The 15454-nt window shown below is 72.1% G+C and carries 14 protein-coding genes; 8 read left to right on the forward strand and 6 right to left on the reverse strand.

Features of this window, described 5'->3' with window-relative positions:
• The first annotated feature begins 13 nt into the window (after positions 1 to 13).
• The gene (locus ACIBTS_RS30310) at positions 14 to 751 is read left to right on the forward strand and encodes a ferritin-like fold-containing protein (RefSeq protein ID WP_079659833.1); all 738 of its coding nucleotides are present in this window, start codon (positions 14 to 16) and stop codon (positions 749 to 751) included.
• Positions 752 to 772: 21 nt separating this feature from the next.
• Here ACIBTS_RS30310 and ACIBTS_RS30315 read toward each other — a convergent pair whose 3' ends face one another.
• The 4 genes from ACIBTS_RS30315 to ACIBTS_RS30330 all read right to left on the reverse strand — a co-directional run bounded on the left by ACIBTS_RS30315 (position 773) and on the right by ACIBTS_RS30330 (position 2644).
• Complete coding sequence (locus tag ACIBTS_RS30315; protein ID WP_319673684.1) at positions 773 to 1048, reverse strand: hypothetical protein; 276 nt, start codon at positions 1046 to 1048, stop codon at positions 773 to 775.
• A 181-nt stretch (positions 1049 to 1229) separates the two neighbouring features.
• Positions 1230 to 1457, reverse strand: coding sequence for a DUF3107 domain-containing protein (locus ACIBTS_RS30320; protein ID WP_020130831.1), 228 nt, complete (start codon positions 1455 to 1457; stop codon positions 1230 to 1232).
• A gap of 146 nt (positions 1458 to 1603) precedes the next feature.
• Positions 1604 to 2245 carry a TetR/AcrR family transcriptional regulator gene (locus tag ACIBTS_RS30325; protein ID WP_079659831.1) on the reverse strand — a complete coding sequence of 214 codons (642 nt, stop codon included), beginning with the start codon at positions 2243 to 2245 and terminating at the stop codon, positions 1604 to 1606.
• A gap of 180 nt (positions 2246 to 2425) precedes the next feature.
• Positions 2426 to 2644 (reverse strand): hypothetical protein, encoded by a 219-nt coding sequence (locus tag ACIBTS_RS30330; protein WP_399323543.1) that lies wholly within the window; start codon positions 2642 to 2644, stop codon positions 2426 to 2428.
• Positions 2645 to 2884: 240 nt separating this feature from the next.
• On the opposite strand from ACIBTS_RS30330, the gene ACIBTS_RS30335 reads away from it, so the two are divergent.
• The 7 genes from ACIBTS_RS30335 to moeZ all read left to right on the forward strand — a co-directional run bounded on the left by ACIBTS_RS30335 (position 2885) and on the right by moeZ (position 12088).
• Entirely contained in the window at positions 2885 to 3862 is a 978-nt protein-coding gene (locus tag ACIBTS_RS30335) for an alpha/beta hydrolase (RefSeq protein WP_319673686.1), read from the forward strand.
• A gap of 7 nt (positions 3863 to 3869) precedes the next feature.
• The gene (locus ACIBTS_RS30340; RefSeq protein WP_399323545.1) at positions 3870 to 5312 is read left to right on the forward strand and encodes a DUF3152 domain-containing protein; all 1443 of its coding nucleotides are present in this window, start codon (positions 3870 to 3872) and stop codon (positions 5310 to 5312) included.
• 310 nt (positions 5313 to 5622) lie between these two features.
• Positions 5623 to 7395, forward strand: coding sequence for a DUF3492 domain-containing protein (locus ACIBTS_RS30345; protein WP_399323546.1), 1773 nt, complete (start codon positions 5623 to 5625; stop codon positions 7393 to 7395).
• Positions 7392 to 8666, forward strand: a complete 1275-nt coding sequence (locus ACIBTS_RS30350) for a hypothetical protein (RefSeq protein ID WP_399323548.1) — start codon at positions 7392 to 7394, stop codon at positions 8664 to 8666. The genes ACIBTS_RS30345 and ACIBTS_RS30350 overlap by 4 nt, the downstream gene beginning before the upstream one ends.
• A 471-nt stretch (positions 8667 to 9137) precedes the next feature.
• Complete coding sequence (locus ACIBTS_RS30355; protein ID WP_079659822.1) at positions 9138 to 10100, forward strand: NAD(P)-dependent oxidoreductase; 963 nt, start codon at positions 9138 to 9140, stop codon at positions 10098 to 10100.
• Positions 10088 to 10846, forward strand: coding sequence for a spherulation-specific family 4 protein (locus tag ACIBTS_RS30360; RefSeq protein WP_399323549.1), 759 nt, complete (start codon positions 10088 to 10090; stop codon positions 10844 to 10846). Before ACIBTS_RS30355 ends, ACIBTS_RS30360 begins: the two co-directional genes overlap by 13 nt.
• Before the next feature lie 63 nt (positions 10847 to 10909).
• The gene (gene moeZ / locus ACIBTS_RS30365; RefSeq protein ID WP_399323551.1) at positions 10910 to 12088 is read left to right on the forward strand and encodes an adenylyltransferase/sulfurtransferase MoeZ; all 1179 of its coding nucleotides are present in this window, start codon (positions 10910 to 10912) and stop codon (positions 12086 to 12088) included.
• 86 nt (positions 12089 to 12174) lie between these two features.
• Here the strand turns inward: moeZ and ACIBTS_RS30370 are convergent, their stop codons facing one another.
• Positions 12175 to 13740: an alpha/beta hydrolase gene (locus tag ACIBTS_RS30370; RefSeq protein ID WP_399323553.1), complete on the reverse strand. Its 1566-nt coding sequence runs from the start codon at positions 13738 to 13740 to the stop codon at positions 12175 to 12177.
• Between the two features lie 149 nt (positions 13741 to 13889).
• Entirely contained in the window at positions 13890 to 15434 is a 1545-nt protein-coding gene (locus ACIBTS_RS30375; RefSeq protein ID WP_399323555.1) for an alpha/beta hydrolase, read from the reverse strand.
• Positions 15435 to 15454: the final 20 nt, after the last annotated feature.

The raw sequence follows: 15454 nt of genomic DNA on the forward strand, positions 1-15454 counted from the left end.
CGAGCGGGCTATTGTGCGCTTCATGACGACCTCTGACAAGCCCGAGAACACCGCCACCGGTATCGCAGCCCAGGACTGGGCGACGGCCTCCGCCGACCCGCAGTACCGGGCCGCGGTCGTGGATCTGCTGGGTGCGTTGGCGTACGGCGAGCTGGCGGCGTTCGAGCGGCTCGCGGAGGACGCCAAGCTGGCGCCCACGCTCGAGGACAAGGCGGAGCTGGCGAAGATGGCGTCCGCCGAGTTCCACCACTTCGAGCGGCTGCGCGACCGGCTCACGGAGATCGGCGAGGAGCCGACGCGGGCGATGGACCCGTTCGTCGCCGCGCTCGACGGCTTCCACCGGCAGACGGCTCCCTCGGACTGGCTGGAGGGCCTCGTCAAGGCGTATGTCGGTGACTCGATCGCCAGCGACTTCTACCGTGAGGTGGCGGCGCGTCTGGACAGCGACACCCGGGCCCTGGTGCTGGCGGTGCTCGACGACACCGGACACGCCGGCTTCGCCGTGGACCGGGTGCGGGCCGCGATCGACGCGGAGCCGCGGGTCGGCGGGCGGCTCGCGCTGTGGGCGCGGCGGCTGATGGGCGAGGCCCTGTCGCAGTCCCAGCGGGTGGTCGCGGACCGTGACGCGCTGTCGACGATGCTCGTGGGCGGCGTCGCGGACGGCTTCGACCTCGCCGAGGTGGGCCGGATGTTCTCCCGCATCACCGAGGCGCACACCAAGCGGATGGCGGCGCTGGGACTGGCTGCCTAGGGCGTGCCCTGGACCTCGGACTCAGACCTGCGCCGGTGCCGATCGTCGGCGGAAGTGACCGGACGGGCGCAGCAGCAGGGAGAGGGAGGCGGCGGAGACGACCGCCGCGCCGAGCAGGCTCGCCAGGACGGAGCCGGAGCCCAGCGCGCTGTGGGTGACGAAGTCACCGAACAGGGCTCCGGCGACGCCCGTCGCGAGGACGAGCGTGCGGACCGGCAGGCGGTGGGAGAGGCGGTGGACCGCCGCCCACGCCAGCACAAGACCGAGCACAGCGGAGCCGAGCGCTTCCAAGATCATTTAGGTCCCTCCCGAGCGGCTGGGCCGTGCACCAAGGTCGTAGCCCGTCATACCCGTGACCTGCGGAATGCAATCCTCATCTGTGGTCGACACGTGTGCCGTCCGTGAACGAGAACAGGAGAGGGGCCCGACATCTCGTCGGGCCCCTCTCCTGTCATGCGGCTACAGCTGTTCCGCCGGCTTACAGCGCGCCGAAGCCCACCTTGCGCGGGGCGGGCTCGCCCAGCTCGACGTAGGCCAGGCGGTCGGCCGGAACCAGGACCTTGCGGCCGTGCTGGTCCACGAGGCTGAGCAGCTGCGACTTCCCGGCCAGTGCCTCGGCCACCACGCGCTCGACCTCCTCGGGAGTCTGACCGCTCTCCAGAACGATCTCGCGAGGCGCGTGCAGCACGCCGATCTTGACCTCCACGGCTATGTCCCTCCGACGGTCATGAGGTGCGCGGGCGTCCGCGCCGTACGCTGCACACATTAGCCCGGTGAGGGGACGTACACGGCGTGGCCGTCCACGCCAGGAGCGAACAGCGGGCGGGAACAAACAGCCGAACGCCCCCGCGGTCAGTGCTGATCGGTGCCGTGCAGCGGGAAACCGGCGATGCCCCGCCAGGCCAGCGAGGCCAGCAGTTGCACCGCCTGGTCGCGCGGGACGCTGCGGTCGCTGTGCAGCCAGGACCGGGCCACGACCTGCGCGAGGCCGCCCAGACCCGAGGCGAGCAGCATCGACTCCGCGCGCGAGAGGCCGGTGTCCTCGGCGATGACCTCGGAGATCGCCTCGGCGCACTCGACGGTGACCTTGTCGACGCGCTCACGCACCGCGGGCTCGTTCGTCAGGTCCGACTCGAAGACCAGGCGGAAGGCGCCGCCGTCGTCCTCCACATACGCGAAGTACGCGTCCATCGTGGCCCGCACGCGCTGTTTGTTGTCGGTCGTCGAGGCGAGCGCGCCGCGCACGGCCTGGATCAGGGACTCGCAGTGCTGGTCCAGCAGGGCGAGGTAGAGGTCGAGCTTGCCGGGGAAGTGCTGGTAGAGCACCGGCTTGCTGACGCCGGCCCGCTCGGCGATGTCGTCCATCGCGGCCGCGTGATAGCCCTGTGCGACGAAGACTTCCTGGGCGGCGCCCAGCAGCTGGTTCCGTCGGGCACGGCGCGGCAGGCGGGTGCCCCGCGGGCGCGCCGCCTCTGTCTGCTCGATGGCTGTCACGCCGCCTCCCAAAGTGGTCCTCTTGCGGTGAGCGCCGCGCCGCCATCGTACTTTTCGGTAACCGTGGTGTGCGCGGTGCGAGCGCAGAATTTCACGGACCGGACGGCAGCAAAAGCGGTAGAGATGGTTTTGAACCGGAATCTTCCGGGCAAACTCCGGCCCGCTCCAGCTGGGTGCCGGTCAGCGATAGTCGTCCTCGTCGAGTGAGACGACGCGGGCCTGTTCGGCGAGATCGGCCTCGTTCGCCCGGGCCGGGTCCACGTCCTCCAGAGGGTCGTCGCGCTCCGCCGCGACGTCCTTGTACTGCTCGGCGGCGTCGTTCTCCGGCGCCTCGACGTCGATCTCCCCGAAGTCGTCGTCCTCTTCGAACGTCTCCGGGTCGGTGGGGTCAACGGCCATGGTGGGCTCCCTTCCTTCGAACGTCCCTGCGAGCTGCAGGGCCTCAAGCGGGTGCCCTCGGTACGAGCCTAGGAGACACCCGTTTCGGACGCTATGCGATCCGTATGCGGAGTGCCCCTGATTCGCGCTGGTATGGCGTACGCGCGGTGCGGGTGCGGTGTCGGTCTCGACAAGCGTTCGACCCGTGCGTGTGATGGCGAACACACCAGGCTGCGCGTGATCGTCTCGTAACATTGCCGCATGTCTTCGACCGAGCTGCCCTCCGTGCCGCCCACCAGTGTGCTGCCGAAGGCCACTGCCGTGCGGGTCGCGGAGGGCGAGCGGGTCCGGTCGGCGGGGCTGCCGGGCATCACGCTGACGATCCGTTCCCGGCCGCCCGCGCGCGAGGGGCTCGAGCCCGCGCTGTACGTGCACGGCCTGGGCGGTTCCTCGCAGAACTGGTCGGCGCTGATGGCGCTGCTCGACGGGGTCGTGGCGAGCGAGGCCGTCGACCTGCCCGGCTTCGGCGACTCCCCGCCGCCCGACGACGGCAACTACTCCATCACGGCACACGCGCGTGCCGTGATCCGCTACCTCGACGCGGCGGGCCGCGGGCCCGTCCACCTCTTCGGCAACTCCCTCGGCGGCGCGGTGTCCACGCGCGTCGCCGCCGTCCGCCCCGACCTGGTGCGGACGCTGACGCTGGTTTCGCCCGCCCTGCCCGAGCTGCGCGTCCAGCGGACCGCCGTGCCCACCGGCCTGGTCGGCCTGCCCGGGGTGGCCGCGCTCTTCAGCCGGTTCACCCGGGAGTGGACGGCCGAACAGCGCGTCCGCGGCGTCACGGCGCTCTGCTACGGCGATCCCGGACGGGTCTCTCCGGAGGCGTTCCGTCATGCGGTGGAGGAGCTGGAGCGGCGACTGCAGCTGCCGTACTTCTGGGACGCGATGACGCGCTCCACGCGCGGGCTGCTCAGCGCGTACACCCTGGGCGGCCAGCACGGACTGTGGCGCCAGGCCGAGCGTGTCCTCGCCCCGACCCTCCTCGTCTACGGAGGCCGCGACCAGCTCGTCGGCTTCCGCATGGCCCAGCGGGCCGCCCGCGCCTTCCGCGACTCCCGGCTGCTCACACTGCCGGACGCCGGACACGTGGCGATGATGGAGTACCCCGAGACGGTGGCGACGGCGGTCCGGGAACTCCTCGCCCACACCGCGACCCCGACCGAGACCACGGGGGGCTGAGGCCGACGTGGGACGCCACAGCCGGCGTGGACCCGCGCCCAAGGGCGCCGGGAAAGGCGACTCCAAGGGCGCGCCGCAGGAGGCTCCCCCAGGGCCTCCAAAGGGGGACACCCGGGACACCAGGGGCGCCCGCGTCCAGACCCCGCCCCCGGGCTATGAGGGCACCCCCGCGCACGGACTGCCCCGCTTTTCCGACGGCACGCCCGCCCACGGGTTCCCGCAGGTGCGGGGCGGCCACCCCGAGCAGCGTGAAACCGGGGGCGGCTGGGGTGACTTGAGAGGGCGGCAGACGGGTACCGGGCAGCCCGTGATACCGCGTCAGCGACCGATGCCGCCGGGCGGCCCGCGCCAGGGCTCCCGTCAGGGGCCGCGCCAGGACTACCTCGACGCCTTCCAGGAGGGCGACGAGGCCCTCATGCGCGCGGGGACGCCGTATGCGGCCACGCGCGCGCGTGCACAGGATCACTACGCCTCCCTCGACGCTTCGGGCGCCGGCCTCACCGGCCTCACCGGCCTCACCGACCGGAACACCGTCTCCCGTTCGGCCGCCCCGGTGGGACTCGACGGGGACGACCGGGACGGTCCGCCGCCCACCGGCGGGCCCGGGTCCGCCAAGACCGCCGGGGCGGCCAAGGGAGCAAAGTCCGCCAAGGGGCGCACGTTCACCGGCATCGCGGCCGCCGCCGTCACCACCGTGCTGGCCGTCGTGGTGGCCGGCCAGGTCACCGGCGGGCGGGACGACGACGCCGTCCAGTCGCAGTCCGCCACCGGCCAGGCCCGCGACGGCCTCGACGACGCCGCGCGCGGCGACGACCGGCCGAGCCCGTCCGTGTCCCCCGGCATGGCCACACTGACGTACGCGCAGCGGATGGACCTGCGGTACCCGCTCGGCGCCAAGCTCAAGGGCTCGGGGAAGTTCGACGCGATCGCGGGCATCGACAAGGCGCCCGGCAAGGGGCAGAAGTACACCTACCGCGTGGACGTGGAGCAGGGCCTCGGGCTCGACGGCGAACTCTTCGCACAGGCCGTGCAGAAGACGCTCAACGACGACCGCAGCTGGGCCCACAACGGCGCCCGCACCTTCGAGCGGATCCACTCGGGCAAACCGGACTTCGTCATCACCCTCGCCAGTCCCGGCACCACCGCCGACTGGTGCGCCAAGTCGGGCCTGGACACCACCGAGGACAACGTCTCCTGCGACTCCGCCGCCACCGAACGAGTGATGATCAACGCCTACCGGTGGGCGCAGGGCTCGAAGACCTACGGCGACAAGATGTACGCCTACCGGCAGATGCTGATCAACCACGAGGTCGGCCACCGGCTCCGCTACGGCCATGTCACCTGCGACAAGAACGGCGACCTCGCGCCGGTCATGCAGCAGCAGACCAAATTCCTCGACCACAACGGGATTCACTGTCTGCCCAACCCCTGGCCCTATCCCAAGAGTTGACCCTCTCGGGTGGACAGACGCCGCATGGGTCACGCTGACCTGCCCATGAGTTCAGCGGCGGTCGGCGCCGGCGCGTCGGCGCCGCGCGAGGTGTACGAGTCGTCGCGCGGCCCCTGGCGTAACGTTTCGCGGTCGGATGATCTCTTAGCGCGACCGAACGCGACCCGCACGGGAAAGTTACGACCGTTCACCCCTTTTGGTGGTGCGACGGACAACCGTCCGTCGCGCCACCGCCTTGTCCGCATACGTTCGTCCCGCTGCGAGCCGCCGGGTCAACGGCGGCTCCCCAAACGGGAGATCGGGGGCGCGCGTGCGCATCGGACTGCTTACGGAGGGTGGCTATCCGTATGTGAGCGGTGACGCCGGGGTCTGGTGCGACCGGCTCGTGCGCGGGCTCGGACAGCACGACTTCGACGTCTACGCCCTCAGCCGCGCCGAACACCAGGAGGACGCGGGCTGGGTCGAGCTTCCGCCGCAGGTCAGCCGGGTGCACACGGCGCCGCTGTGGACGGCCGAGGAGGACGGAGTCGCATACGGCCGACGCGCGCGCCGCCGCTTCGCGGAGTTCTACGGCGAGCTGGTGACCGCCCTGTGTGAGGGCGAGTCCCCGGACCCAACGCACTCCTCGGCGCACTCCTCGGCGGACTCTTCGCACGGCTCGGCGCACTCCTTCGGGGCCGGTCCCGCCGTTCAGGCGGACCGTTTCGCCAACGCGCTGTACGGCCTCGCCGAACTCGCCCGGGACGAGGGCGGACTGGTGGGAGCGCTCCGCTCGGAGGGCGCCGTGCGCGCCCTGGAACGTGCCTGCCGCGCACCCGGCGCGCTGCGCACGGCGCGTGAGGCGCGCGTCCCCGACCTGCTCACCGTCGCCGCACATCTCGAGCGCGCCCTGCGCCCCCTCTCGCTCGACTGGTACGACGACGAGACGGGCGACGGGGGAGAGGGCCTCGGCGCGGTCGACCTGTGCCATGCCACGTCCGGCGGCCCGGCGGCCCTGCCCGGGTTGCTCGCCCGGCACTTCTTCGACGTGCCGCTGCTGGTGACCGAGTACGGGGTCCGGCTGCGGACGCACTATCTGAGCTCCGGCGAGGCCCCCGCCGTTCGTGCCCTGCTCGCCGCCTTCCACGGCCGGCTCGCGGCCGAGGTCTACCGGCGGGCGGCGTGCGTCACGCCGGGCAACACGCACGCCCGGCGCTGGCAGGAGCGGTGCGGCGCGGACCGCGCCAAACTGCGCACCGTCTACCCGGGCATGGCGGCGTCCCGCTTCGCGGAGGTGGGCGAGGCCCCGGACACCGCCGATCCGCACACCCTGGTCTGGGTCGGCCGGGTGGAACCGGCGAAGGACCTGGTGTCGCTGCTGCACGCCTTCGCGGAGGTCCGCAAGGAGGAGCCGCGCGCCCGTCTGCGGATCATCGGCGCGCCGGCCGGCACGGAGGGCCGGGCCTACCTCGGCCACTGCCGGATGCTGGCCGCACAGCTCTTCCCCGACGAGGCGGCGGGACCGCACGCCGTGGGCGACAACCCGGTCTCCTTCGAGGAGATCGGCGGCCCGGAGGCGCCCACCCTGGCCGAGGCGTACGCGGCCGGTGCGGTCGTCGTCCTGTCCAGTGTCGTCGAGGGGTTCCCGGTCGGCCTGGTGGAGGCGATGTTCTGCGGCCGGGCGACCGTGTCGACGGACGTCGGCGCGGTGGTCGAGGTGATCGGCGGCACGGGACTGGTCGTCCCGCCGCGCAATCCACGGGCGCTCGCGGAGGCCTGTGGGGCATTGCTTTGCGACCCCGAGCGCCGTGCGCGCCTGGGGGCGGCCGCCCGCGCCCGCGCCCTCGAACTGTTCACGGTCGAGCAGAACATCGCGGCGTTCCACGGCATCTACCTGGAGCTCGTCTCCCGGGCCCCGTTTCGTCGGTTCGTCCTCGGCCACGACGGCGAACCCCGGCCGTTCGCCGTTCCGCCCGAGGCCAGGCTGCCGGGCTTGTGGACCGACCTGGGCACGCGTGTCACCGCAGGGCACACCCCGGCCTGGGCGGAGAGGCCGCCGGCACGAGGCAGTTCACCGGTCGCCGCGACGGAGGGAGCACGATGAGCGGGCTCGAAGAACTGGACAGACCGGGGCGGACGGAAAGCGCCGAGGCGCGTATCGACGGGCGTACCGAGGCGCCTATCGACGCGCGCACTGATACGCCTACCGGCGCGCACGCCGGCGCCGATACGGTCTCCGGCGCCGATACGGTCTCCGACGGCCGTAAGCCGGCCGCCCCCCGCCGTGGCGTCGTGGACCCGGTGAAGGCCTTGATGCACCGGCACCGTGAGCTGTGCGAACGGGCCGTCGACCCGCTGGAGATCGCCGCGGGCCTGGAGGCCCACGGAGTCACCGACCGCACCGCCGCCCGCTTCCGGCACCGGGACGTCTTCTCCCTCGCGGAGGAGATGTACGCCCGCGTCCCGCGCGACGGCGACGCACCCCCGCCGAGTCCGTCGACCGCGATCCCGCGACCCCGTCTGGACTGGGCGCTGCTCACCCTCCTCCCGGGCGTCCTGTGCGCCGCGACCGTGACCGGCGTACGCCTCACCCAGGGGCGGACGTGTCTCCTCGTCGCCGCCGCGGGCATCCTCGCCGTGACCCTCGCCCTGCACGCGGCCCTGCGCCGGGGCCCGCTGCGCCCGCACGGCGGCGCCCACCCCGGCCGGCACCGGACGGACGCCTGGACCTGCTGGCTCCTCGGCTACGCAGCCCTCGGTGACGGCCTCCTGCGCGCCGCCGTCGGAGGCGGACCCGACGGCCTGCCCGACGGAACGGCCCACGGCCCCTGGCCCCTCGCCGCCGCCCCGCTGCTCACCCTCGCCCTGGCCTGCGCGCCCGCCGCCTGGAGCGCCCACCTCCTCGCCGTGCGCGCGCGCCGGCGCCTGGACACCAGCCGTGGCCTGGAGGAGTTCGCCGCCTCCGTACGGCCGTTGCTGCTCGGCACCGTCACCCTGTTCCTGTGTGCGCTCGCCGCACTGCACGCCCTCTGTGTCACGGCCCTGGGCGAGCCCGCCGACTACGGTCACACCCTCGCCCTGGGCGCGCTCCTCTTCCTCGCCCGCCTCCTCAGCGTGCACGGCTTCACCCACGCTCCGGCGGTCGTCCTCGGCGCCGCCGGCACGGCCGAGGTGCTCGCCCCGGCCATGGTCTTCGCCGGCCGCCTGCCCGGCTGCGGCTTCCTGGCGGCGCCCGTGGAGAGCCTCGTGACCACCTGGGGCCCGGACCGTGTGCCGTCCCTCATCTGCGCAGCCGCCGCTCTGACCCTCCTCGTCCACGCCACCCGCACGCTGACCAGAGCCTCGGCCCACGCCCGGACGGACCAACCGTGCTGACCCGAACCCACCCCCGCCTCCCCCACCGGGCGCCCCGGGCACCTGTCCTACCGGCTCAAAAACCCGCCCGACCGAGCCCGACGGCCGTCCCGCCGGGTCGGGATGCCGGCCTGTCGGCCTCAAGTTCGCAGGGCGAGGGGACTTCGTGGCGTCGCTCTTCTACTTCCGCCGGTCAACGGCCGCCCGCCCCTGCCAGGCGCAGGCCGTCCGCACCGCCGCCATCGCGCGCAGCGCAACCCCCACCGTGCCCCGACCGCACGACGCACGCGCTCCTCCACCCAGCCGCAACCCAGCGCATCACCCTTGAAGGAGAGACCAGATGACCACCTCCCGATCCGGAGGGACCGGAGCCACCGGGGCACCCGCGGTCGCAGGAGCCCCCGCGGTCACAGGAGCAGCAGGAGCACACCGGGCGACCGGAGCCCACGCAGCCCAGGCGACAGTCGCCGCGCACACCCCGGGAGCCGCACGATGAGGGTTCTGCTGATCGGAGCCAATGGCTACCTCGGCCGTTTCGTCGCCGACCGTCTGCTCGCCGACCCGGCCGTCCAGCTCACCGCGCTCGGCCGCGGCGACGACGCCGACGTCCGTTTCGACCTCGCGTCCGGCAGCCCCGGCGCGCTCACCCGCTTCCTCGACGCGGTCCACCCCCAGGTCGTCGTCAACTGCGCGGGCACCACCCGCGGCGGCGCCCGCGAACTCACCCGGCACAACACCGTCGCCGTCGCCACCGTCTGCGAGGCCCTGCGACGCAGCGGCTGCGGCGCCCGGCTGGTACAGATCGGCTGCGGCGCCGAGTACGGCCCGAGCCAGCCCGGCTCCTCCACGGCCGAGGACGCCGTGCCCCGCCCCGGCGGCCCGTACGGCGTCAGCAAACTCGCCGCCACCGAACTCGTCCTCGGCTCCGGTCTGGACGCCGTCGTGCTCCGGGTCTTCTCGCCCGCGGGTCCGGGCACGCCCGCCGGCTCCCCGCTGGGCCGACTCGCCGAGGCGATGCGCCGCGCCATGCAGTCCGGCGACGGCGAGCTCAAGCTCGGCGGGCTCGGTGTGCAACGCGACTTCATCGACGTCCGCGACGTGGCCCGCGCCGTGCACGCCGCCTCCCTCTCCGCCGCGCAGGGCGTCATCAACATCGGCTCGGGCCGCGCCGTCCGGCTGCGCGATGCCGCGTCGATCCTCGCCCGGGTGGCCGGGTACGCGGGTGCCCTGCACGAACTGGACGGCCCGCCCGGCGGCCACCTCAGGCCCGCCATCGGCCACCCCCGCCCGGAGTCCGACCACGCGGGCCCCGTCGCGTTCCCGTACCCGGACGGCTGCGGCAGCTGGCAGCAGGCCGATGTGCGCACCGCCCGCGACCGGCTCGGCTGGCGGCCCCGGATCAACCTCGAGGAGTCCCTCGCCGACATCTGGATGGAGGCGGCATGTCGTATCTGACGGGAACCCCGGTGGGCACCGCGAGCGCCGGTACCACCGACGTCCGCACCGGCCTCGGCGTTCCCGGTATCGCGCACCCCCTCCTCGCGCCCGCCGAGTGGGGCGAACTCGCCCGCCCCGGCAAGCCGCTGCACTGGGTCGTCCTCGACGTCGCCGACGGCCCCGGCGTCCGCCCCGACCCGCGCTGCCTGGAATCCGCGGGTAGGCTGCGCAACGCGGGCATCCGGGTCCTCGGCAACATCGACACCTGCTACGGGGCGCGCGCCTTCGCCGAGGTCGTCTCCGACGCGCAGCGGTACCTCGACTGGTACCGGGTCGACGGCTTCCTCCTGGACCGCTGTCCGGCCGACCGCACCGCCCTCCCCGAGCTGCGCCGCACGGTCGGCACGCTCCGCGCGCTGCGTGACGCGTCCCACATCGTCCTCGGTCACGGCACCCACCCGTACCCGGGATATGTCGAGCACGCCGACCAGTTGGTGACCTTCTCCGGCCCCTGGAGCGATTACCGCTGGTCGCAGGTGGCCGAGTGGACCTCGGACCATCCACCCGAGCGCTTCTGCCACTTCGTGCACGGCGTGCCGCGCGGCCACCTCGACGAGGCGCTGCGCATCGCCCGCTGGCAGGGCGCCGCGACGATCTGGTTCACCGACGGCACCGACCGCGGCGGCCTGACCGACCCCTGGGAGACCATGCCCGGCTACTGGGACGAACTCGTCTCGCGGATCGGAACAGGTGTCTCGGAATGAAGAAGGCCATGGCAGTGTTACGGAGAGAACAACCGTAGTGATCGACCGACCAACGGAGTCCCCGTGTCGCTGCCACCCCTGGTCGAGCCAGCCTCTGAGCTCACCGTAGACGAGGTTCGACGGTACTCCCGCCACCTGATCATCCCGGATGTGGGGATGGACGGGCAGAAGCGGCTGAAGAACGCCAAGGTGCTCTGTGTGGGCGCCGGCGGCCTGGGCTCGCCGGCGCTGATGTACCTGGCCGCGGCGGGCGTGGGCACGCTCGGCATCGTGGAGTTCGACGAGGTCGACGAGTCGAACCTGCAGCGCCAGATCATCCACAGCCAGGCCGACATCGGCCGCTCCAAGGCGGCGTCCGCCCGCGACTCCGTCCTCGGCATCAACCCGTACGTGAACGTGATCCTTCACGAAGAGCGGCTCGAGGCCGAGAACGTGATGGACATCTTCAGCCAGTACGACCTGATCGTCGACGGCACGGACAACTTCGCGACCCGCTACCTGGTCAACGACGCGTGCGTGCTGCTGAACAAGCCGTACGTGTGGGGCTCGATCTACCGCTTCGACGGCCAGGCCTCCGTGTTCTGGTCCGAGCACGGCCCCTGCTACCGCTGCCTCTACCCGGAGCCCCCGCCGCCGGGCATGGTCCCCTCCTGCGCCGAGGGCGGCGTGCTGGGCGTGCTGTGCGCGTCCATCGGCTCCATCCAGGTCACCGAGGCGATCAAGGTCCTCACCGGCACCGGTGAGCCGCTGGTCGGCCGTCTGATGATCTACGACGCCCTGGAGATGCAGTACCGCCAGGTCAAGGTCCGCAAGGACCCCGACTGCGCGGTCTGCGGCGAGAACCCGACCGTCACCGAGCTCATCGACTACGAGGCCTTCTGCGGCGTCGTTTCCGAAGAGGCCCAGGCGGCGGCCGCCGGCGCGACGATCACTCCCAAGCAGCTCAAGGAGTGGATCGACGACGGCGAGAACATCGAGATCATCGACGTCCGCGAGCCGAACGAGTACGAGATCGTCTCCATCCCGGGCGCCAGGCTGATCCCGAAGAACGAGTTCCTCCTCGGCACCGCCCTGGAGGGCCTGCCGCAGGACAAGAAGATCGTCCTGCACTGCAAGACGGGTGTCCGCAGCGCGGAGGTCCTCGCGGTGCTGAAGTCCGCGGGCTTCGCGGACGCCGTGCACGTCGGCGGCGGCGTGATCGGCTGGGTCAACCAGATCGAGCCGAGCAAGCCGATCTACTGACCCGGCCGCACGCTCTGCCCACCGGTCTTCCCGGTCGGATCGGCGGGGGTTTCGCGTACCACGAGTGCGCGAAGCCCCCGCCGCCGTCATGAGCAGACCGTGCCGTCCTTCGGCACCGTCCCCTTCACCAGGTACGCGTTCACCGCCGAGTCGACGCAGCTGCTCCCGCTCCCGTACGCGCCGTGCCCCTCGCCCTTCCAGGTGAGCAGTACCCCGACGCCCTGGCCCAGCTCGTCCGCCATCTTCCGCGCGCCCTCGTACGGCGTCGCCGGGTCGCCGGTGTTGCCGACCAGCAGGATCGGCGCCGCGCCGGCCGCGCTCACCTCCGGGGTGTCGTACTGCCCGGCCACCGGCCAGTCGTGGCACCAACCGGCCGTGTCCCAGCCGAGGAAGTCCCCGAACACGGGCGAGATCCTCTCGAACTCCGGCAGCAGCTTCTTCGTCTCCTCGGCGGTCGGCCGCTGCTTGTCGTCCAAGCACGATATGACCCGTTGCGAGTGGGTGGTCGTGCCGTAGTGCCCCGAAGTGTCCCGCTCGTTGTAGCCGTCGGCGAGCGTCAGCAGCTCGGAGCCGTCCCCGGCCTCGGCCGCCTTCAGAGCGCTGGTCAGGCTCGGCCAGCCCGACTTGCTGTACAGCGGCAGGACGATGCCGGTGACCGCGAGTGTCTGTGTCAGCTTGCGCCCGTCCGACGTGGGCAGCGGCTTGGCGTCAATCCCGTCGAGCAGGTCGGCGATCTTCTTGCTGCCCTTCGCGGGGTCCTGGCCCGTCGACTTGAGGTAGTCGTTCAGCGCCCGCTGGAAGCCGCGTGCCTGGTTCTGCGCGTGGCCCACCGCGTCGGCGCTCGGGTCGACGACCGCGTCGAGGATCAGCCGTCCCACGTTCTTCGGGAACAAGTGGGCGTACACGCCGCCCAGTTCGGTGCCGTAGGAGATGCCGAAGTAGTGCATCCTCGCGTCGCCGAGGACCTGGCGCATCAGGTCCATGTCGCGGGCGGTGTCGGTCGTCGACACATGGGCCATCAGTTCGCCCGCGGCCTTCTGACAGCCCTTGCCGAAGTCGGTGGCGTCCTGGAAGTAGGCCTGTTCCTCGGCCGGGGTGTCCGGGGTGGAGTCGAGGGACTCGGCGGTCTGGATGTCCTTGTCGCTGCGGCAGCGGACGCCCTCGCTGGCGCCGACGCCGCGCGGGTCCCAGCTCACCAGGTCGTAGTGGTCGCGGAGCGAGGAGAACGCGGAGCCGTAGGAGGGGAGCGTCGATACGCCCGAGCCGCCGGGGCCGCCGAAGTTGAACAGCAGCGAGCCGGTCCGATCGCCTCCGCCGGCGCGGGACTTGGCACGCACCAGGGCGAGGCCGATGGTGTTGCCATCCGGCTTCGACCAGTCCAGCGGCACCTTCAGGGTCGCGCACTGCCAGTCGCTGTCCGGTGCGGCGGAGTCCTTGGTGGCCTTGCAGCGTCCCCAGTCGAGCTTCTGCCCGGTCAGGGCGGCGGGCGGGGCCGCCGCCGTGGCCGTTGCCCCGGAGGCGGCGGCCGAGGGGCGGGCGCCGGCCGAGCCGCCCTTACCGTCCTCGCCGCCGTCCGACGTGCCGCTGCTGCAGCCTGCCCCCAGCAGCGCGGCGGCCGCCCCCAGCGCCGCCCACCGTACAAATCGCGCCATGTGCATGTCCCCCCTCGCAGGCCGCCCGCACTCAGCGGCGGACGGCTGTCAGGCCATATTAGGCGGAGTCAAGCCTGACCGTCTGAGCCTGTGGATAACCTTTTGACCTGCTGGTTTTCCGGAAAGTGGGAGAGGTCGGAGGCTTGAGGTCAGGAGCAGACAGTTCCCGCGGCCGGCGTCTTGCCGTTCAGCAGATAGCCGTTCACCGCCGCCCGCACGCACTTGTTCTTGCTGTCGTACGCGCCGTGCCCCTGCCCCTTGTACGTCAGCTTGACCCCGACGCCCTTGCCCAGCGCTTCCACCATCTTCCGCGCCCCCTCGTACGGGGTCGCCGGGTCACCGGTGTTGCCCACGACGAGGATCGGCGCCGAGCCTGGCGCGCTCACGTCCGGATGGTCGGCCGCGCCCGGCACGGCCCAGTCGGTGCAGCCGACCATGCCCCAGGCCAGGAAGTCGCCGAACAGGCTGGAGGCGGCCCGGAACTCCGGCAGCTTCTTCTCCACGTAGGCGGTGGAGTAACGCGGCTTGTCGTCGGCGCAGTTGATGGAGACGTTGGCGGCCGTGATGTTGCTGTACTCGCCGTTCTCGCTGCGCCCGTTCATCAGGTCGGACAGCAGCAGCAGAATCCTGCCGTCCCCGGCGTAGGCCTGCTCCAGGCCCTCGGTGAGGTACTCCCAGAAGTCCTTGGAGTACAGGGCCTGCGCGATGCCGTTGGTCGCGGCGCTCTGGGTCAGTTCGCGCGGGAAGATACCCGGGATCGGCTTGCCGTCCAGGTCGTTGAGGAACCTGGCGATCCGGTCCTTCACGTCCTGCGCGGTGCCCCCGACGGGGCAGGCCGCCGCCTTGGACGTGCAGTCCTCGGCGAAGTTGTCGAGCGCGAGCTGGAATCCCCTGGCCTGCCCGAGCGAGCTCTGCTCGGACGTCTGCGTCGGGTCGACGACCGCGTCGAAGACGGCACGCCCCACGTTCTTCGGGAACAAGTGGGCGTACACGCCGCCCAGTTCGGTGCCGTAGGAGATGCCGAAGTAGTGCAGCTTCGCGTCGCCGAGGACTTGGCGCATCAGGTCCATGTCGCGGGCCGCGTCCGTGGTCCGCACATGCGGCAGCATCTTCTCGGAGTTCTTCTCGCAGGCCGCGTTGAAGTGCTTGGTGTTGTCCAGCAGCGCGGTGCGCTCGGCCGCGTCGTCGGGCGTGGCGTCCTGCTGGAAGTACACGTCGAGCTGCTGGTCGTTCTCGCACCGCACACCGGCGCTGCGGCCGACCCCGCGCGGGTCGAAGCTCACCAGGTCGTAGCGGGTGCGCAGGGCCGCGTATTCGTCGCCGAACGCGGGCAGGGTGGAGACGCCCGAGCCGCCGGGGCCGCCGAAGTTGAAGACCAGTGAGCCGATCCGCCCGCTCGCGTCGCCGCTCGCCCGGGCCCGGATCAGCGCGATGCCGATCGTGTCGCCCTTGGGGTCGGTCCAGTCCACGGGCGCCTTCATCGTGGCGCACTGCCACTGGTCGCCGTCCGGCAGCGGGGACGGGGCGCTGCCGCCGCCCTCGGCCGGAGAGGGCGCCGGGCAGTCCTGCCAGCTCAGCTTCTGCGCCGTCAGGTCCCCGTCCTGCGCCTCGTCGCCGCAGCCCGTCACCAGCGAGGACAGCAGAAGGGCGGTGGCGGTCACGGCGGAGGCACGTAGGCGGGACGGGTTCGGCATGATCCCATCGTGCGGTCGCC

Origin of the sequence: Streptomyces sp. NPDC050121, from assembly GCF_044460385.1 — a bacterium.
Lineage (GTDB): Bacteria > Actinomycetota > Actinomycetes > Streptomycetales > Streptomycetaceae > Streptomyces > Streptomyces soliscabiei.